This window comes from Micromonospora maris AB-18-032, assembly GCF_000204155.1.
GTDB classification, from domain to species: Bacteria; Actinomycetota; Actinomycetes; order Mycobacteriales; family Micromonosporaceae; genus Micromonospora; species Micromonospora gifhornensis.
The window spans coordinates 2,817,235-2,836,651 of the sequence record NC_015434.1; the positions used below are offsets into that span (position 1 = coordinate 2,817,235).

The 19,417-nt window shown below is 69.6% G+C and carries 15 protein-coding genes; 8 read left to right on the forward strand and 7 right to left on the reverse strand.

The window, feature by feature from the left end; genetic code table 11:
• Window positions 1–19 precede the first annotated feature (19 nt).
• On the forward strand, window positions 20–3,295 hold the full coding sequence (locus VAB18032_RS12700) for a hypothetical protein (RefSeq protein ID WP_043720577.1): 3,276 nt from the start codon (window positions 20–22) through the stop codon (window positions 3,293–3,295).
• A gap of 65 nt (window positions 3,296–3,360) precedes the next feature.
• Here the strand turns inward: VAB18032_RS12700 and VAB18032_RS12705 are convergent, their stop codons facing one another.
• The 7 genes from VAB18032_RS12705 to VAB18032_RS12735 form a co-directional block, all read right to left on the reverse strand.
• Window positions 3,361–4,578, reverse strand: a complete 1,218-nt coding sequence (locus VAB18032_RS12705; RefSeq protein ID WP_013733241.1) for an iron-containing alcohol dehydrogenase — start codon at window positions 4,576–4,578, stop codon at window positions 3,361–3,363.
• A 125-nt stretch (window positions 4,579–4,703) separates the two neighbouring features.
• Window positions 4,704–6,164 (reverse strand): NAD-dependent succinate-semialdehyde dehydrogenase, encoded by a 1,461-nt coding sequence (locus tag VAB18032_RS12710; protein ID WP_013733242.1) that lies wholly within the window; start codon window positions 6,162–6,164, stop codon window positions 4,704–4,706.
• A gap of 92 nt (window positions 6,165–6,256) precedes the next feature.
• Window positions 6,257–7,333, reverse strand: a complete 1,077-nt coding sequence (locus VAB18032_RS12715) for an ABC transporter ATP-binding protein (RefSeq protein WP_013733243.1) — start codon at window positions 7,331–7,333, stop codon at window positions 6,257–6,259.
• Window positions 7,333–8,400, reverse strand: a complete 1,068-nt coding sequence (locus tag VAB18032_RS12720; RefSeq protein WP_013733244.1) for an ABC transporter ATP-binding protein — start codon at window positions 8,398–8,400, stop codon at window positions 7,333–7,335. The genes VAB18032_RS12715 and VAB18032_RS12720 overlap by 1 nt, the downstream gene beginning before the upstream one ends.
• Complete coding sequence (locus VAB18032_RS12725; protein WP_013733245.1) at window positions 8,400–9,311, reverse strand: carbohydrate ABC transporter permease; 912 nt, start codon at window positions 9,309–9,311, stop codon at window positions 8,400–8,402. The genes VAB18032_RS12720 and VAB18032_RS12725 overlap by 1 nt, the downstream gene beginning before the upstream one ends.
• Entirely contained in the window at window positions 9,311–10,243 is a 933-nt protein-coding gene (locus tag VAB18032_RS12730; protein ID WP_013733246.1) for a carbohydrate ABC transporter permease, read from the reverse strand. Before VAB18032_RS12730 ends, VAB18032_RS12725 begins: the two co-directional genes overlap by 1 nt.
• A gap of 14 nt (window positions 10,244–10,257) precedes the next feature.
• Window positions 10,258–11,643: a sugar ABC transporter substrate-binding protein gene (locus VAB18032_RS12735; protein WP_232510791.1), complete on the reverse strand. Its 1,386-nt coding sequence runs from the start codon at window positions 11,641–11,643 to the stop codon at window positions 10,258–10,260.
• A 440-nt stretch (window positions 11,644–12,083) separates the two neighbouring features.
• On the opposite strand from VAB18032_RS12735, the gene VAB18032_RS12740 reads away from it, so the two are divergent.
• The 7 genes from VAB18032_RS12740 to VAB18032_RS12770 all read left to right on the forward strand — a co-directional run bounded on the left by VAB18032_RS12740 (window position 12,084) and on the right by VAB18032_RS12770 (window position 19,411).
• Complete coding sequence (locus VAB18032_RS12740; protein ID WP_013733248.1) at window positions 12,084–12,827, forward strand: GntR family transcriptional regulator; 744 nt, start codon at window positions 12,084–12,086, stop codon at window positions 12,825–12,827.
• Window positions 12,828–12,915: 88 nt separating this feature from the next.
• Entirely contained in the window at window positions 12,916–13,485 is a 570-nt protein-coding gene (locus tag VAB18032_RS12745; RefSeq protein ID WP_013733249.1) for a DJ-1/PfpI family protein, read from the forward strand.
• Between the two features lie 19 nt (window positions 13,486–13,504).
• The gene (locus VAB18032_RS12750) at window positions 13,505–14,326 is read left to right on the forward strand and encodes an alpha/beta fold hydrolase (RefSeq protein WP_013733250.1); all 822 of its coding nucleotides are present in this window, start codon (window positions 13,505–13,507) and stop codon (window positions 14,324–14,326) included.
• Between the two features lie 339 nt (window positions 14,327–14,665).
• Entirely contained in the window at window positions 14,666–15,901 is a 1,236-nt protein-coding gene (locus VAB18032_RS12755) for an RCC1 domain-containing protein (RefSeq protein WP_013733251.1), read from the forward strand.
• Between the two features lie 134 nt (window positions 15,902–16,035).
• Complete coding sequence (locus tag VAB18032_RS12760; protein WP_013733252.1) at window positions 16,036–16,728, forward strand: TetR/AcrR family transcriptional regulator; 693 nt, start codon at window positions 16,036–16,038, stop codon at window positions 16,726–16,728.
• Between the two features lie 110 nt (window positions 16,729–16,838).
• The gene (locus tag VAB18032_RS12765) at window positions 16,839–17,753 is read left to right on the forward strand and encodes an ABC transporter ATP-binding protein (RefSeq protein WP_013733253.1); all 915 of its coding nucleotides are present in this window, start codon (window positions 16,839–16,841) and stop codon (window positions 17,751–17,753) included.
• Entirely contained in the window at window positions 17,753–19,411 is a 1,659-nt protein-coding gene (locus tag VAB18032_RS12770; RefSeq protein ID WP_013733254.1) for an ABC transporter permease, read from the forward strand. The genes VAB18032_RS12765 and VAB18032_RS12770 overlap by 1 nt, the downstream gene beginning before the upstream one ends.
• The last annotated feature ends 6 nt before the right edge of the window (window positions 19,412–19,417 follow it).

Sequence of the window (19,417 nt, forward strand, 5' to 3'; positions counted from 1 at the left end):
GGATGGGGTGGAGGGCAGAATGCACGCTGTGCTCACTGCCACCCATGACCTGCTGAACTCGCTCGATCCGTTGCCCTACCGCAAACGGATGAACCGTCTCGCGCAGTGGGCGCAGACTGCCCATGACCGGGTGCAGGTGTGTGCCGACCTCCGCGAGCGGGGCCCCTACGAGCGGCACCTCGCTTTCGTCGCGGCGCGGGTGGCGGGGGACAGCGATGGCGTCGTCGCGGCGCTGCGTGATCCCCAGCCATCGATCAGGGGTGCCGCGCTCACCTCGGCGCTGCGTGTAGGTCTCCCGATCGGTGAGGTCACCGATCGGCCGGCGGTAGAGCGACGGCGTGTCTATCGGGATCTTCGCCGCCGGCCCGCACCGGACATCGCCGATGCGCTGATCGGCGAGATCCGTGCCCAGTTCGGTGATGAAGAAGCCGCCGCCTTGTTGCCGGCATGCGGCACCGCGACGGTGCGGGCGTTGCTGCCCGACCTGGAGCACGCGACGCGCCTGGAGCGGCTTGTCCGGTGGCACTCCGGCCCGCTGCTGGACCGCGTCCGCGAGCGGCTCGCCGCAGCCCGACCCGAACTGCGGCAAAGGATCTGGGTCGAGGCCGCTGCCGCGGTGCTGAGGTGCGACCCGGCGCAGGCACTCGACCTGCTCGAACGGTACGCGCCTGAGGAGTGGCTACCCGGCCCTCTCACCGCGTACGGGGTGCTCGCGGCGTACGACGCCAGCCGGGTTATCCGGCTGCTCACCGCGCCTGGCCGGGCTGCGTGGCTGCGGCGTTCCGCGCTTCCGCCGGCTGTGCTGCGGCGGCTGGCGGTGCTGCCCACCGACGAGTTGGTGCCGCTGGCCAGTCGGCTCCACGACCGCAGCCGGGCCCTAGCGGCACTGCTCGATGCTGTCGCGCCGGCCCGGCGTGGGGAGCTGTACGACCGTGCCCTGGCCGAGGTCGACACGGCGGCGTGGATACCGAGCGCCGAGATCATGGAGGTGCTGCCGGCCGCGGTCCGGGTGCGTGAGGCGAACCGGGTGCTGGGCCTGCCGAAGATCCGCGAACGGGAGGCCGACGTACGGACATGGTCGGCGTACCTGAACTGGCCGCAGGCGTCCGCGGCGCTGGAGAACGCGCTGCGTTCGGGCGACGCCGACGAGCGGGCGCACAGCTACACGCTGCTGGTGCAGGCCGCCCGCCGATCCCGTGACCCACAGGCGGTGGCGGAGGTGGTTGTGCGGCTCGGTCGGCTGCGTAACGAGCAGGATCCGGTCCGGGCCGCCGCGCTCACCGCACTGGCGAGGGTGGCGCCACTGCTCACCGCGGACACGGCAGCCGGTCTCACGCAGCTGAGCACCGACGCGGTCGACGCCCGTGACGCCTCCGCCGCCACCACGACAGCACTGAGTAGCCTCGCCGTCGACGTGCTGCAACACCACGTCGCCGTGCCGCCGCTGCGGGAGTGGGCGCTACTCACGATCGACCTGGTGAGCGCCGGTGCCCACGTGCCGGTGCTGCGCCGCTTCGACACGGTGCTGCGGCGAGGGCAGGAGACGCTGGTCTTCCAGCGGCTGCACGACTGGGTCACGGCCGGCATCGACCGGGGCCGGTACGGGCCGCTCTTCGCGCTCAGCTACGCGTTCGGCAAACGAGCCTGGCGCGTGCCGCAACTGCAGGACCTGCTGCGTCGCGCGATCGGCCCGCACACGCTGCCCTCGGTGGCCCGTACCGCAATCGGATTGTGGCTCGACGATCCACGTACGCGTGCGGGCCGCGTCGCCGAGGTAGTCGCGACCGATCCGTCGGCGGTGACGATCGACGAGGTGTGGACGACGATCTGCACCGTCCGCACCGACCTGCTCGACCAGGCGCTGGACCACCGTCCCCGCGGCCGGTTCATCGAGGCGGGAACGCCGTGGGTTCCCGTCCGGGCGGTGCACCCGGAGCGTTGGCTGCCCCGCCAACAGGCCCGCTTCGTGCACCTGCAGGAACTCGTCATCGCCGACGCAGGGCAGAAGGTGTGGTTCCGGGCGGCGGCGATCTGGACCGCTGCCCGCGTTCCGGGTGCGGGACGGGAGTTGGTGTTGCGCCACGTCGACGCCCCTGAGGTGGCGATTGCCGAGGCAGCGCTGGGCGCGCTGGTCTGGACGGACCGGCCCGACGAGGCACTGCGGCTCCTGCTGCGGTACGCCGACAGCGACCGGGCTCGGGTCGCGCTGTACGCGGCAGGCCGGGCCGCTCGGCACGTCGCACCGTCGCGGCTGGTGCCGCTGCTCAGCGAGGTGCTCACCGGCGCGGGGAAGATCACCAGCCGGAAGGAGGCAGCTCGGCTGCTGGCCCGCTACGGGCCGCCGCAGACGATGACGACCCTGCTCGACGTCCACCGACGCCCGGACGCGCACCGCGACGTGCGCACGGCGATCGTGTCCGCCGCCCGGCAGCGGCTACACACCGACGCGAGCTGGACGATCCTGCGGGCCGCCGTCGACGGTAGCCGGGAGGAGCGCCGCGCCGTCCTCGGCGCGTACCCGGGCACGATCCCGCACCGGCACCGCCCGGCCTACGGCGCGCTCGTCGTCGACGCCTGTCGGGCCACCGACCGGGAGATCCGACGTGCCGCGTTTGTCCAACTCGGGGTCTGGTCACCGTGGCTGACCGGAATCGCCGACCTCGTCGTGCACCGCCTCATCGACCTCGACGAGACGATCACGTCCACCGAGGTCGCCGACCTACTCGAAGCCGGGGGAGAAGACGTACTCCGTGACGCGCTGACACGTCTCGTCGCCCGGGATGCCGACGACAAGCATCCTGGCGACCCCGCCACGGGTGACCGCCCGCACCGACGCCGCATCGACCTTCTCGCCAGGGGTGCGGCCGTCCGATCCGGCTACCAGCCGCCCAGTGCCGACCGCAGCACACTTGTCGAATCAGCACGCTGGCTCGCCACCCGACCCGGCTTCACCGGCACGGCAACCGCGCTGCTGGTCGACCTCCACCGACTCGACAATCTCGACGAGATCGCCGACCTGTGCGAAGGTCGACCCGCCCTCGCGGTCCGCACCGCCGAACGCGTCGGCGCCCGCCTGCGCAGCCTGCACGAGTGGCCCGACACCGACGCTCTCGCCACCATCATCGTCGACCTGGCAGAGCGCGGCGACCTCGCCGGTGGCCTGTTCGCGGTATCGCTGGTCCGTCACGGCGCCAGCTTCGGATGGAAAACGCCATGGCGAGACCTGCTGATCCGGCTACGTCAGCACCCGGACCTCGACGTGCGCGCAGAGGCATACGCCATCGACATGAGCTGACCGGGGCAGCCGTGTCCCCACCGTTATCGGGGCGCCAGTCTCCCGGTCACCATCTCCGCGCGGGGTCAGGGCCGTCGGGTTCGATCGCCGGTCCAGGCCGCTTCGAGGATCGCGGTCAGGCTGGCGGTGTCGGTCGGGCCGGGATGGTTCTGGATCAAGCGGGTGACGCCACTGGCCATCTCCGCGAAGCGGGGGAGGTCGGCGCGGGCCACGCCGATGTCCGCCAAGGTGGGCGGGATGCCGATGTCGGCAAGGAGCCCGTCGAGCCAGGTGAGGAACGTGTCTGTGGCCTCGGCATCCGAGGCGTCGGTCACGTCGAGCCCGCACACCCTGGCGAGGACGGCCAGCCGGTCGCCGATGGCGTCCCGGGCCGCGTCCAGCGCGTAGGGCAGTAGCAGCCCGACGCCCAGGCCGTGCGGCGTGTGCGTGGCGGCGCCGATGGGGTACTGGAGGGCGTGCGGGGCCGCGTTGCCCGCGTGGGAGAAGGCGAGCCCGGCGAGCATGGACCCGTAGGACATGTCGGCGCGTGCCTGCGTGTCGCCTCCGTTGCTGACCGCACGACGCAGGCTACGGGCGATGCGCCGCGCGGCCTGGAGCGCGTAGTGGTCGGTGACCGGGTTGCGGCCGAGGAACACCTGCTCCACCGGGTCGCGTGGTCCGTGGGCCCGGGGTCGGGCGGTGTAGCTCTCCACCGCGTGGCAGAACGCGTCGATGCCGGAGTGGGCGGTGACGGTCGCCGGGCAGGTGTAGGTGAGTTCGGGGTCGACGATGGCGAAGTCGGGCACGATGTGGACGCTGGAGACCCCGACCTTCAGGGCGCGGTCCGGGTCGGTCAACACCGAGACGGGGGTGAGTTCGGAGCCGGTGCCTGACGTCGTCGGGACCGCGACGAGGGGAATCGTCGGGCCCGGCACTCTCGACTCGCCGTAGTAGTCGCGCGGTGTTCCGCCGTGGCGGCGGATGACGCCGACGATTTTGGCGAGGTCGATGACCGTGCCGCCGCCGATGGCGAGGATCACGTCGGCGTCCACCTCGGCGGCGGCCGAGACGGCCAGGGCGACGTCGGTGAGTGGCACGTCTGCGGTCGCGTCGGAGAACACCTCGACGACCTCGACCTTCTCCCGTACGGCGGCCACGATGTCGGCCACGCCCGGCTGCCCCAGAAGCACCTGGTCGGTGACGATGAGGACGCGCGAACCGCTCTCGGCCACCACTCGGGGAATGTTCTGCGCGACCCCTTCGCCCACGATCAGTTGACGTGGTCCGCGGACGGTCTCAAGCATGTCGGTGCCTCTCCGGAATGTCGGCGACGATTGGCGGGGCGGACGTCCAGGTCACCTGCGAGACCGGGGACAGTTGACCCTCCGGGTGACGCAGGCACACGCTGAGCGGCCGGGCAGCAGGCCGGTCACGGGAGGTCGATCGCGGCGTAGGTGAGGTCGAGGTACTCGAGGATGCCCTCGTGCGACCCTTCCCTGCCGATCCCGGACTGCTTCACGCCTCCGAACGGTGCTGACGGGTCCGAGATCAGACCACGGTTGACGCCGAGCATCCCCGTGTCCAGCCCTTCGATGAAGCGCAGCGCTCGTCGCAGGTCACGGGTGAAGACGTAGCCGACAAGGCCGTACTCGGTGTCGTTGGCCTTGGCGATCACCTCCTCGTCGGAGGCGAACGAGATGATCGGCGCCACCGGGCCGAAGATCTCCGCCTGCAGCATCCGCGCGTCGTCGGGCACGTCGGTGAGGACGGTGGGCGGGTAGAAGTGGCCCGGCCCGTCCGGACGTTCGCCGCCCACCAGGACCCGGGCACCACGGTCGACGGCGTCGGCGACGAGGTCGTCGATCGTGGTGACCGAGGTGGCGTCGATCAACGCTCCGACGTCCACGCCGTCGTCGAGACCATGACCCACCGACAGCGCGGCCATCCGTTCGGCGAAGCGTGCCGTGAACTCCTCGCGCACCGGTTCCTCGACGTAGATCCGGTTTGCGGCGACGCAGGACTGCCCGATGTTGCGCATCTTGGCCACCATGGCGCCGTCGAGCGCGACGTCCAGGTCCGCGTCGGCACACACGATCAGGGCAGCGTTGCCGCCCAACTCCATGGAGGTACGCAGCACGTTGTCCGCTGCCTGTCGGAGCAGGATCCGCCCGACCTCGGTCGACCCGGTGAACGACAGCTTGCGGGTCCGACCGTCGGCCAGCAGCGCGGAGACCACCTCGCCGGAACGTTTGGTGGTCACCACGTTGACGACGCCCGGGGGAACGCCTACCTCTTCCATGATGCGGGCCAGCAACAGCATGGTCAGTGGTGTCTGGGCGGCCGGCTTGGTGATCGTCGTGCAGCCCGCGGCCAGCGCGGGAGCGATCTTGCGGGCGCCCATGGCCAACGGGAAGTTCCAGGGCGTCACGAACACGCACGGGCCGACCGGCTTCGGCACGGTGAGGATGCGATACCCACCTGTGGGAGCGGTGCTGTAGCGGCCCTCGACGCGTACCGCCTCCTCGGCGAACCATCGGAAGAACTCCGCGCCGTACGCCACCTCGGCCCGAGCTTCGGCCAGCGGCTTGCCCATCTCCAGGGTTATCAGCCGGGCGACCTCCTCGGATCGTCCGGTCAGCGCCCGGTACGTCGCGGTCAGCAACTCTGACCGTTTCCGTGGCGGGGTCGCCGCCCACTGGGCCGCCGCCCTGCTCGCCGCGTCCAGAGCGGCGAGCCCGTCGACGACACCGGCGTCCGCCACCTCGGCGATGCTCTTGCCGGTGGCCGGGTCTTCGACGGCGAAGGTGGCCCCGCTTGCGGCATCGCGCCAGGCGTCGCCGATGCGCAGCCGCCGGTGCTCGGGGGCCAGGACGTTCGTCGGGTCACTCATCGCGTCGCCTCCTGTGATCATCAACGCTGGGGCTGCACCTGGGCGCAGGCAAGGACGAGCCGGGCGCGGCGTGTCGTCGCGCCCGGCGCGGGTTACCGCCCCGCCTCGGACACCGACAGGCCGGTGTCCGCGTCGAACAGGTGCGCGCGGTCCAGGTCGACCGTGACCTGCAGCCGTTCGCCCGGCGTACCGGTGACGGTGGGCCGTGCCTTGACCTTGACGATCGTCGTCCCCACCTGGACGTCGACCACCGTCCGGTCACCGAGCGGCTCAAGCCCGTAGAGCTCTCCCGGCAACGACGCGTCCCCGCGTTGCTCGACGGACAGGTCCTCCGCCCGCAGGCCCAGCAGCAGCGGCTGACCGTCCTGCGCGGTGCTCCAGCGGGGCCGCGGCAGCGTCCACCCCTGCGCACCGACCAGACGATCTCCCTCGGCATGGCAGGCGAGCAGGCTGATCGGAGGGCTGCCGACGAATCCGGCGACCCACTGGTTGGCGGGACGCTCGTACACCTCGGTCGGTGTGCCGACCTGTTGCACCGTTCCCTCCTTGAGGACCGCGACCTGGTCGGCCATGGACAGGGCCTCGACCTGGTCGTTCGTCACGTAGATGAAGGTTGCTCCGAGGCTGCGGTGGATGCGGGTGAGCTCGGTACGCATCTCGACGCGGAGCTTGAGGTCGAGGTTCGTCAGCGGCTCGTCCATGAGGAACGCGCGCGGGCTACGGACCAGCGCCCGGGCCAGGGCGACCCGCTGCATCTCACCGCCGGACAACTGCGCGGGACGACGCTGCAGCAGACGTTCGATGTGCAGCAGGCGCGACATCTGCTCGACGGCAGCGGCGATCTCGCTGGACGAACTGCGGCGTGCCCGCAGCGGCGATGCGATGTTCTCGTACACGGTGTGTCGCGGGTAGAGGGCGTAGCTCTGGAAGACCATGGCCAGGTCGCGTTCGGCCGGAGCGTCACCAGTCGCGTCCGCGCCGTCCAGGTGCACCGACCCGGCGTCGAGCTTCTCCAGACCGGCGATCGCCCGCAGCGTCGTCGTCTTGCCCGCCCCGGAGGGTCCGAGGACGACGAAGAAGGCACCGTCCGGCACGTCCAGACTCACCCCGTTCAGGGCCTGGACCTTGCCGAAGGACTTGCACAGCCCGTGCGCTGCCACGGTTCCCATCAGGCCACCAGCTCTTCCGTACGCAGGTCGTAGACCGCCGGGGTCGCGCCGGTGTGCCGGAGCCCGACCGGTGCGTCAGCGTCGAAACGGACAGTCGGTGGCATCCGCACCCGCACGTCGCGCTGGCCGCCGTGGTCGACGACGTAGATGATTTCGTCGCCCAGCCACTCCGCCGAGACCACGCGGGCCGGGACCGAACGCTCCGCCCCCGGTGCGGTGACCTCCAGGGCCTCCGGCCGCACACCTGCGACCAGGTGACAGTCGCGGGACAGACCGGGCGGTGGCGTGAGGGCCAGCCCGCCCTGAGCGCGCAACGCCCCGTCGGCCACCTCCACCTCGATCAGGTTCATCGGCGGTGAGCCGATGAAGGCGGCGCAGAAGAGACTCGCCGGACGGTCGTAGACCTCCAGCGGGGTGCCGATCTGCTCGACGCGGCCCTTGTTGAGGATGGCGATCCGGTGACCGAGCGACATCGCTTCGACCTGGTCGTGGGTGACGTAGACCATCGTCGCCCCCAACTCTCCCTGCAGGTGCTTGATCTCGGTACGCATGTCCGCCCGCAGCTCCGCGTCCAGGTTGGTGAGCGGCTCGTCCATCAGGAATGCGCGCGGCCGTCGCACCAGGGCGCGGGCGAGCGCGACGCGCTGCTGCTCCCCGCCGGACAGTTGACGCGGTCGCCGGTCCATCAGCGGACCGAGCCGCATCAGCCGGGCGGCCTCGTCGACCCGCTTGAGCACTTCCGACTTGGGCAGCCCCTCGGCCCGCAGGGGGAACGCCAGGTTGTCGCGGGTCTTCAGATGCGGGTAGAGGGCGTAGAACTGGAACACCATGGCGATGTCCCGCTCGGCCGGCGGCAGGTCGTTGACCAGCGTGTCGCCGATGCGGATGTCGCCTTTCGTCTGCCGCTCCAGGCCGGCGATGGCGCGCAGCGTGGTCGTCTTGCCGCAACCCGACGGGCCGAGCATCACGAACAACTCGCCGTGGCCGATCGACAAGTCCACCTGTTCGACCGCGACCGTGCCGTCCGGGTAACGCTTGTGCAGGGCGGTCACCTCGATGCCGGCCATCAGCGTCGCACCGCCCCGAGCGTCACACCGGCGATGAGGTGCTTGCGGACCAGGTAGGCGAAGACGAGCACCGGTAGGGCGAACACCACGGAGGCGGCGGCCACCAGACCCCAGTCCGTCGTGGTGCCACCGATGAGGCCGGCGATGGCGGGTGGGGCGGTGCGCACGCTGTCGCTGGAGGTGAGGAAGATGGCGAACACGAACTCGTTCCACGAGAAGATGAGGGCGAAGACCGCCGTCGCGGCGATGCCGGGCACGAGCAGGGGAAGGGTGTATCGCCGGAACGCCTGCAGACGGGTGTACCCGTCGAGCATGGCGGCGTCCTCGTACTCCGAGGGCACTTCGTCGACGAATCCCTTCATCATCCAGATCGTGAACGGCAGGTTGTATGCGGCGTAGATGAGGATCAGGCCGAGCTTGCTGTCGATGAGTCCGACCTGGCGGTACATGAGGAAGATCGGGATCACGACCACCACGGGCGGCATGAAGCGGGTGGACAGAATGAAGAACAGTTGGTCCTTCTTGGCCTTCACGGCGAAGCGTGAGTAGGCCCAGGCCGCCGGCACCCCCAGCAGGGTGGCCAGCACCGTGGAGGCCCCGGCGACCAGGACGGAGTTGAGGAACGCCACGGACAGGGCCGAGCGACCGCCGTCGGGGCCGACGAACACGTCCTTGAAATGTTCCATCGTGACCGTGAAGCCGAAGAACTCGGCGGGGACGGCGTAGACGTCCCGGTTCTCCTTGATGGACGTCTCGATCATCCACAGCACCGGGAAAAGCATCACGACGGCCAGCACGGTCAGCAGCGCGACCTCCAGCACCGAGCGACCCCGACCGCCCCGGCGGCGCGCGGGGGTCGTGCGATCCCGGGCAGGACCTGTGGACACGGCCTCGTCGACGGAGACGGCCATCAGCCCTCCTTGAGTCTGTTCAGGTAGCGCAGGTAGATCTGCGAGAGGACGATGACGACGAGGACCATGAGGATCCCGTACGCCGATGCGGTTCCGGTGTTGAAGCCCAGGAACGCGACCTTGTAGACGTGGAACGACAGCGTCTCGGTGGAGACACCCGGGCCGCCGCTGGTGAGGATGTAGACGAGGTCGAACAGCCGGAAGGCCTCGATGGCCCGGAACAACACGGCAATGAGCAGCAGCGGCCACACCAGCGGAAGGGTGATGGTGCGGAACCGGAACCACTCCGACGCCCGGTCGATCGAGGCGGCCTCGTACAGGTACTTGGGCACCGCGGTGAGCCCCGCCAACGCGATGAGCATGATGAACGGCGTCCACTGCCAGGTGTCGACCACGATCAGGGAGATCAACGCCGTGCGCTGCCGGGTCAGCCACTCCACCTGCCCCAGGCCGAGCGACCCGAGCATGCTGTTGACCACGCCGAACTGGGCGTCGAGCATGAACCGCCAGAACAGCCCGACCACGACCGGCGACAGCATCATCGGGACCAGGAACAACGTGGTCAGCAGCCCTCGCCCACGGGTACGTCGGGAGATCAGGTACGCGATGGTGAAGCCGAGCACCGTCTGCAGGGTGACCGCGCCGACCACGTAGATCAACGTGGTCAGGGCCCGCTGGTGGACCTGCGCCGACGTCAGGATGGCGGTGTAGTTGCCGAACCCGACGAAGTAGGCGCGCCCGCCGCGGGTGGCCGAGTAGTCGGTGAACGACAGGTACAGCGCCCACAGCAGCGGGAACACCGACATCGCGAGCAACAGCAGCAACGCGGGGGAGATGAACGCCACCGCCAGCCCGCGGTCGCTCAGCCGGCGGGACCGACCCGGTGCAGGTGGCGGCGTCGCCGCCCCCTGCCCGGCATCGTCGGTCGTCACAGGTACGGGGCCACTCACAGTCCGCCGCCACCCTTGCGGCCGCTGGAGTCGAGTACGCTCTGCTGCTCCTTGGCGATGTCGTCGAGCGCAGCCTTCGGGTTCTTCGCCCCGTTGAGAGCCGCGTTGACGTTGGTGTTCTCGATGTCGACCAGGCGCGCGTACTCGGGCACGTTCCACATGTCCCGCATCCGCGGCACCGAGTCGGCGTACACCTGGTTGAACGGCCCGGCGTTGAGGAACTCGGGCGAGGACAGGGCGTCCGTACGCGACGGCACGCCACCGGCCGCAGCCCACTTCTTCTGGACATCAGCCCGCTGGAACCACTTCATGAAATTCCGGGCCTCCACCTGGTTCGCCTCGGCGGAGTAGGCCGACACGTGCATCCCCATGCCGCCGAGCGGCACCAGGTTTGTCTTCTGGCTCGGCAGGGTGGCGAAGCCCAGCTTGTCGAGGATCTGCTCCCGGGTGGTGCCGAGCGTCGACTCCTTCGGATCGAGCAGCCCGCCGCTCGCAGCGATCCAGTTGAACGCGATGCAGGCCTTGCCCTGAGCGACCGCCGCGTTCACCTCATCGATGAACCAGTTGCCGGAGCCCCTGGCGGTCAACGGCTTCATCTTGTTGACCAGGACGTCCATCGCCTCATGGCCCGCGGCGTCGTTGAGAACGCCGTCGATCTTGCGCGTCTTCGGGTCCCACAGGTTGCCGCCGTAGACGCCGTTCACCGTGTTGTAGGTGACGGCCGCGGCGTCGGAGCCGTTGGCCTGGTGGAAAGCCAACCCGCTGACGCCCGGGTTGTCCGCCTGACACTTCTCGGCGACGGAGATCATCTCGTCCCAGGTCTGCGGCGGCTTGTCGCCGATCAGGTCCTTGCGGTAGATCATCGTCCAGGTGTCGCCGAGCAGCGGCAGCCCGTACAGGCTGGCGTTCTCGTCGCGCTGGCCGGTCTCCGCCTGCGGGAACTGGCCGTACGCCGCCAGCAGGTACGGGTTGTAGGCGTCGACCTCGATGTTGTTCTTGACGAAGTCGGTGATGTCGAGGATGTTGCCGTTCGTCACGGCCTCGCCGATGTGCTGCGAGTCCAGGATCGCGATGTCGAAGTCGGTCTTGCGCGCGGCGAACTGGGTGAACATCGCGTCGTGCCAGTTCGCGTTCGGCACGGTGTTGACCTTGACGGTGACGTTCGACCGTTCCTTCGTGTACTCCGCGTTCGCGAAGTCTTCGAGGGCCTGGGCGGGAGGCCAGTCGAACCAGATGAAACTGAGGGTCAGCGGGTCCTTGGTGAGCTCCGGGATGGTCGCCGGCGCCTTCGGCGCGCTCGCCGTCGCACCGTCGTCCCCGCCATCGCCGCACGCCGCCACGGTCGTGGCCATCAGCAGCATGGCCGCCGTCGCCAGCTGCACCTTCCGCCGGGGAGCGGACAATCGATCCATTCGCTGTGAATGCCGCATCTTCCTGCCTGCTTTCTGGTTCGGACTTCGAGAACCTCGCTATGTGCTTCGCCGAGCAGGTGCTGGGTTGTTCCGCACGTGGCGCCCTGCCGTCGCCCGAGGGCGACCGGCGGACCGGCGTCACGAGTGCGCCGCGATGTACGGGGCCGTCATGCCGCCGAGAAGGTCGTCGGTCCAACTGCAGCCCGGTGACGAACCGGGCCCGACGTCGCGCATGCTGAGGGGAGCTTCAAGTGATCGAGCAGAGCGGTGGTGGACGGTGCCCTGCGGGGTGCACACTGGCGATCAGTCGCCACGTTTCCTATACGATCCGGTGGGGCGTCAGCATGTCGCAGCGGTGTAACTGATGTCAATGGGTTCCCGAAGAGCGCAAGGAAGGACCTCACGCCACGATGGACGACGAAGCGATGATCGCGCGGGGCCGCAGGGTCGTGACGGGCGGAGGATCGTCGGGAAGAGCGGGCGGCCGGCTGGCCGACGAGGTGTACGACACGCTGCTCGGACAGCTGATGTCGCTGCGGATCGAGCCCGGCTCCCGCGTCACGATCGACGTCCTGGCCCGCGAGCTGGGAGTCTCGCAGACACCGATCCGGGACGCCCTGAACCGCATGGAGTCCGAGGGCCTGGTCGTACGCGTACCCCACGCCGGCTACCGCATTCCCCCTCAGATCACCCGTAGTCGATTCGAGGACATGCTGGAGGTCCGCCTGCTCCTCGAACCGGCAGCGGCCCGCAGATCCGCCGAACGCGCAACGTTGGCGCAGGTGGCCGGCCTGCGACGAATGCTGGGGGAGATGGCCGAACTGGAAGGGGGAGACGGGCCGGCAGCCTACGGCGCCTTCGGTCTACGCGACGCCGCCTTCCACGACCTCGTCGCCCTGAGCGCGGAGAACCAGGTCATCCGCGAAACGCTCGCTCGCCTGCACAGCCACGTGCACCTCTTCCGGCTGCACCGCGACGCCCAGGTCACCCACCTGGCCATGGCCGAGCACGAGGACGTCGTGGCCGCGATCGCCGCACGAGACCCCGACGCCGCCGCCTACGCGATGCGCCGGCACATCCTGCGCTCCGGCGAGCGTTTCCGGCGACTGTTCGACGAACTTGAGCAGACGGACCCGGTGGCGGTAGAGGCTTGACGGGCGGACGGGGCCGGGTAATGCTGAACCGATCGGATCGGATCGTATTGGATCTATCTCGCCCGTCCCCAGATGCGAGGAGAAGCAGGTGCCCAGAGCGCTGCTCCTGACCGGCGACGCCGCCGAAGAACTTGACACCATGTACCCCTACTACCGCGTGCAGGAAGGCGGTTGGGACGTCGACGTCTCGTCACGGACGATGCGTGACGTCCAACTGGTCATCCACGAGTTCGACCCCAACTCCGACGCCTACGTGGAGAAGAACGGCCGGAAGCTGCCGGTCGACGTGCCCTGGGCCGAGGTCGACGTCGAACGCTACGACGCCCTCATCATCCCCGGCGGACGAGCCCCCGAGTGGATTCGGGTTGACGCCGACGTCCGGCGCATCACCGAACACTTCTTCGCCCGCAACCTCCCCATCGCGCTGGTCTGCCACGGCGCCCAGGTACCCGCGGTGTACGGGCTCCTGAAAGGTCGAAAGACCGCATGCTTCCCACCCATCACCGGTGACATGGAGAACGCGGGCGCGACGGTCATCGACGCTCCCGACGTCGTGGACGGCAACCTCGTCTCCTGCCGCGGGTGGCCCGACATGCCGCAGTTCGGCAGGGCGATGATGGAAGTCTTCTCGAAGTCCGTCGACCCCGCATCGACTTGAGCACACCTGGCATGCCCCGATGACGGCACTTCGGACCGTCACGGTCCACGGCTCTCCCGTCCACCTCATGGAGAGCGGCACCGGACCCGCGGTGCTGATGCTGCACGGCTCCGGACCCGGCACGACCGGGTCCGGAGCCTGGGCGGCCACCGCGCAGGCGCTGGGCACGTCCTGGCACTTCGTCGCTCCTGACCAGGCCGGGTTCGGCCGCACACCCGTCCCACCCGGCTCCAGGGGCGGGCTCCGGCTGTGGACGGAGCAGGCCGCAGGCCTCATGGATGCTCTCGGTATCGAGCACTACACCGTGGTGGGTCACTCCATGGGCGGTGCCGTGGCACTGGCGTTGGCGGCCGCCCGCCCCCAGCAGGTCACCCGGGTCGTGGCAGTCTCGACGATGGGCGCCCCCGGCGCGCCGCTGTCCGCCGACCTCGACGCGATCTGGGCCGTACCCGCCAGCGTGCTCGGCGCACGAGACATGCTGAGTCGCCTCGTCCTCGACCAGACGCTCGTGACCGATGCGGCCGTCGATGCCCGCGCGGCCGCGATGCGAGCGGGGGCGGATGCATTCGCCTCGCTGTTCCCGCCACCCCGGGCACGATGGGCCGACGACCTCAGCCTCTCCGCGCAGACGCTGGCGGCGATCCGCGCGCCCGTTCTGCTCGTCCACGGCGCTGAGGACCGGGTCACCCCGCTCGAAACGGCAGCCCAGCCTCTCCTCGCACACCTGCCCGATGTCCGTCTGCACGTGTTCGGCCGATGCGGGCACGTGCCGGCGATCGAGCACCCGCACGAGTTCAGGCAACTGCTGTCCTGCTTCCTCCACCCGGACCTCTGCCCCTAATCGCTGCGGCAGGCCCCTGAGGCTGGGACGCAGTCACATTGACGGTTGTCTTTGGTGTGCGGCAAGATTGCTGCGAGCCATCCGCGCGGGAACACCCGACCCTCTTGTATCGGCTGAGGGCATGGGGACGTCTGGGCAACGACCCGCCTGCCACGGTCAGTTGATCGCACTCGCAGCATGCCGGCGCGCCTTGCCGCCGAACCGTACCCGTAATTCGGGATCGAGTTCGTCCTGTTTGCCAACCGTGCTGATCGACATGAAGTGACAGGTCGCTGACGACCTACCGAGGCAGCGCCGCCTCCACTCTGCACAACCGACGATGCCTTGGGAGAACAAGACGTGAAGGAACATCAGGAGGGCCGGCTGCGGACACGGTGGCGGCGGGCAGCCCGAACCGCCGTTGCCGCGGCGACGGCCGTCGTGGGAATCACCGTGCTCGCCGTCGGCCTTACGGCGGGGGCGGCCGCGGCGGGCGGCAGCCCCGCCGACCGGGGCACGTCGAGCGCCTCGGTCGCCGCCGCGGCGGTGTCCCAGGTCGCCACGGGTGATCTGCACACCTGTGTGATCCGCACCGACGGGACGCTCTGGTGCTGGGGCAACAACTTCAACGGCCAGCTCGGCGACGGGACCACCACGAGCCGGACCGCTCCGGTCCGGATCGGCGACGCCACCACCTGGGCGCAGGTCGACGCCGGTAAGAGCAACACCTGCGCGGTGCGCACGGACGGAACGCTCTGGTGCTGGGGTGCCAACAACAACGGGCAGCTCGGCGACGGGACCACCACGAGCCGGACCGCTCCGGTCCGGATCGGCGACGCCACCACCTGGGCCAGCGTCAGCACCAGCAACAATCACACCTGCGCGGTACGGACCACCGGCACCCTGTGGTGCTGGGGCCTGAACACTCACGCCCAGCTCGGCGTCGGCATGACCCCCCTGATGTCGCCCACCCCCCTCCAGGTCGGCACGGCGACCACCTGGGCGAGGGTCGCCACCGGATACGGGCACAGCTGCGCCGTCCGCACCGACGGAACCCTGTGGTGCTGGGGCAGCAGTTCCGACGGGCAGCTCGGTCTGGGCATCATGAGCTACAAGACGACCCCGACCCAGGTGGGCACTGCGACCACGTGGTCCGCAGTGACGACCGGGTACGTCCACACCTGTGCGGTCCGCACCGACGGGACCCTGTGGTGCTGGGGCGAGAACGGGTACGGCCAGTTGGGCGGGGGCAGCGGCCACCAGACCACGCCACTGCAGATCGGTACCGCCACCACCTGGGCGCGGGTCGAGGCGAGCATCGACTCGTCCTGCGCGGCCCGTACCGACGGCAGCCTGTGGTGCTGGGGCAGGAACACCTATGGGCAGGTCGGTGACGGCACCACCACCCACCGGTTGGCCCCGACCCAAGTCGGCACCGCGACGACCTGGACGGGAAGTCTGGCGGTGTCGCACCACGGCTGCGCGGTCCGCACCGACGGAACCCTGTGGTGCTGGGGCGACAACTTCCTCGGGCAACTCGGTGACGGCACCACCACCGGCCGGACGACCCCGGGACAGGTGGTCCTGCCGGCCTGACCCGCATCGACGGGTGACCTGAGCCGTCGGTCCGCGCCGCCGCCCATGGGCAGCGGCGCGGACCGACGGTATCCCCGTTGTCTGGGGCGTGGTCGGTATTGCGCGCCGGTTGAACAACTGTTTAATCTGATGTCGTGGCCTCGAGAGAGGTAAGTTCCGACAAGCACGGCGGTGAGTTCGCCACCGTGGGTCGCATCCGCGATGCCGCTATCGCCCGGTTCGCCCGTGACGGCTTTCGAGTCGGGTTGCGGGCCCTCGCGGCCGACGCCGGTGTCACTGCCGGACTGATCGTCCACCACTTCGGTTCAAAGGACGGGCTGCGGCGCGCCTGCGACAGCCATGTACTCGCGGTGATGCGTGAGCAGAAGGCCAAGGTGCTGACCGACGGCACCGGCGCGACGCTGCTGGCGCAGCTGGCCGAGGTAGAGCAGTACGCGCCGCTGGTGAGGTATCTGCTTCGCAGCTTGCAGGCCGGCGGCGAGTTGGCGGCGACGCTGATCGAAGCCATGGTCGCCGATGCGGAGGCGTACCTGTCAGCGGGCGAGAGCGCCGGGGTGATCAAGCCCAGTCGGGATGGGGCCGCGCGTACGCGCTATCTGGCCTATCAGGCCACGGGCAGCATGGTGCTGTGGTTCACCTTGCACGGGGCCGATGCCGCCCCGGAGGAGTTCGCACATCTGTTCCGTCGCTACATGGATGATTTCGCGTTGCCTGCCCTGGAACTGTTCGCCGAAGGGCTGCTCACCGACCGGTCGATGCTCGATGAGTACCTGATGTACGTCCCGGATCCGCCGTCCCCCGGTGACGCGGACACCGCTGCAGGCTAGTCACCACCTGCCCCTCGGGCGTGTGGCCCTTCTTCCCTCGTCGACGCCAGGCGATCGACGACATCTTCCCCCGGCCCGTGCCGGGCTCTCCTCGAACGAGGTCTACCGCGATGACTACTGCCATTGACATCCGACATGTCGACAAGTCTTTCGGTCGGGTACGGGCGCTGGATGGACTGGACCTGCGGGTCGCCACCGGTACCGTGCACGGCTTCCTCGGCCCCAACGGCGCGGGCAAGTCCACCACCATTCGGATCCTGCTCGGGCTGCTACGCGCGGACGCCGGCCAGGTCCGGCTGCTCGGTGGTGACCCGTGGGCGGACGCAGTGACCCTGCATCGCCGGCTCGCCTACGTGCCCGGCGACGTGGAGCTGTGGCCCAACCTCACCGGCGGTGAGGCGATCGATCTGTTCGCCCGGCTACGCGGCGGTACCGACCCGGTCCGACGCGATGAGCTGTGCCAGCGTTTCGACCTGGATCCGAGTAAGAAGGGCCGCACCTACTCCAAGGGCAATCGGCAGAAGGTCGCCCTGGTCGCGGCGCTGGCAAGCGACGTGGAACTGCTGCTGCTCGACGAGCCCACGGCCGGGCTGGACCCGCTGATGGAGGCGGTGTTCCAGGAGTGCATCCGCGAGGCCAAGGACGCCGGGCGTACGGTGCTGCTGTCGAGTCACATCCTCGCCCAGGTCGAGGTCCTCGCCGACCAGGTCTCGATCATCCGCCAAGGTGCCATCGTCGAGACCGGCTCGCTGAGCGACTTGCGGCACTTGACCCGGACAACGGTCGACGCGATCACCGACCGGCCCATCGATGCCTTGGCCGGCGCGGCCGGCGTGCACGGACTGCGCGCCGAGAACGGTCACATCCGCTTCGAGGTCGACGGCGACCACCTCGCCGCCGTGGTGCGTCAGCTGGGTGATCTGGACGTGCAGGGGCTGACCGTCCGTCCACCGACGCTGGAGCAGTTGCTGCTACGTCACTACGGCGACCAGTTCACCCGCTCCGGCGCTACGGAGGTGGCGTGATGGCCACGACGACGCTACGCCGCCCCACACCTCCCGTCCGTTTCCGGGCCAGCGCCGTCACCGGCACTGCCATCCTGCTGCGGTTCATGCTGCGTCGGGACCGGGTCCGCTTCCCGGCCTGGACGCTGGGCCTGGCACTGCTGATGACGTACTTCGCCACCGCGCTGGAGAGCATCGCCTCGACACCACAGGAACTGGAGAGTCTGACCGCCTTCACCGCCAGCCCCGCCGGTGCGCTGTTCGGTGGACGCGGTCTCGGGTTCGACCAGCTGACCATCGAACGGTTCCTCGTCGGCCAGTACGGCCTCTACGTGACCATCGGCGCCGGCTTGATGGGGCTGCTCACCGTCGTGCGGCACACCCGCGCCGAGGAACGCTCCGGCCGCGCTGAGCTGATCCGTGCGAACGTGCTGGGCCGGCACGCCCAGCTCACCGCGGCCCTGGTCGTCACGGTCGCGATGGCGGTGCTGGTCACCCTGCTGATCGGCGCCATGATGGCCGGCCGCGGCTACGACCTGGCCGGATCGGTGCTGTTCGGTGCGTCCGTCGGTGCGACGGCGCTGGCCTTCGCCGGCATCGCCGCGGTCACGGTGCAACTGTCGGAATACCCGCGTGCGGCCGCCGGTGCCGCCGGTGCCGCGCTCGGCGCCGCGTTCGTCCTGCGCGGGCTGGGCGACATGGCGGCGGTGCAGGACAGCGGACCGTCCTGGTTGTCCTGGCTGTCGCCGATCGGCTGGTCCCAGCAGGCCGCACCATACGTGTATGACCGCTGGTGGCCACTGGCCATATCGCTGCTGTTCGCGGTGGGGACCGCGGCGGTGGGCTACGGGCTGTCGGCGCGCCGGGATTTCGGTGCCGGCCTGCTGCCACCACGCCCCGGCGCACCCCGGGCCGCTGCCTGGCTGGCCAGTCCGCTCGCGCTCGCGTTCCGGCTACAGCGGGCCGGACTGATCGGCTGGAGCATCGCCCTGATCGTTGCCGGTGTGGCGTACGGGTCGTTCACCCAACCGCTGATCGACAGTTTCGCCGACGCCCCGGGAGACCTGCTGGCGATCATGGGCGGCTCGGAGAACATGCTCGACGGCTACCTCGGCATGATGGGTGTGACCATGGCGCTTGCCGTCGGCGTTTACGCGGTGCTGGCCGTGCACACGCTTCGTGCCGAGGAGACCGACGGGCGGGCCGAGCCGGTCCTGGCCACGGCGGTGAGCCGGACGGCCTGGCTCGGCAGTCACGTCGCCGTCACCGCAGTCGGCGTGGCCTGGCTGCTGCTGCTCGCCGGAGTCGGCATGGGCGTCGGTGCCGCTCTGAGCACACAAGACCCCGGGCTGATCGGGACGCTGCTGCTCGGCCACGTCGCCCACACACCGGCGGTCTGGCAGATCATGGCCATCGCTGCCCTGCTGTACGCGATCGCACCGAGGGCACTACCGGTGATCTGGGTGGCGCTCGGCTACGGCCTGATCGCCAGCTACTTCGCCCCGATCCTCGACATCCCCGACGCCGTGCTTGACCTGTCACCGTTCGCGCACATTGGCGAATACCCGCTGGAGGACGTCAACATGGTTGCGGTCGCGGTGCTGACCCTGCTCTCCGCAGCGCTGCTCCGGGCGGCCACAGTCGCCCTCAAGCGACGCGACCTGGCCGGTGGTGCCTGAGCCGTC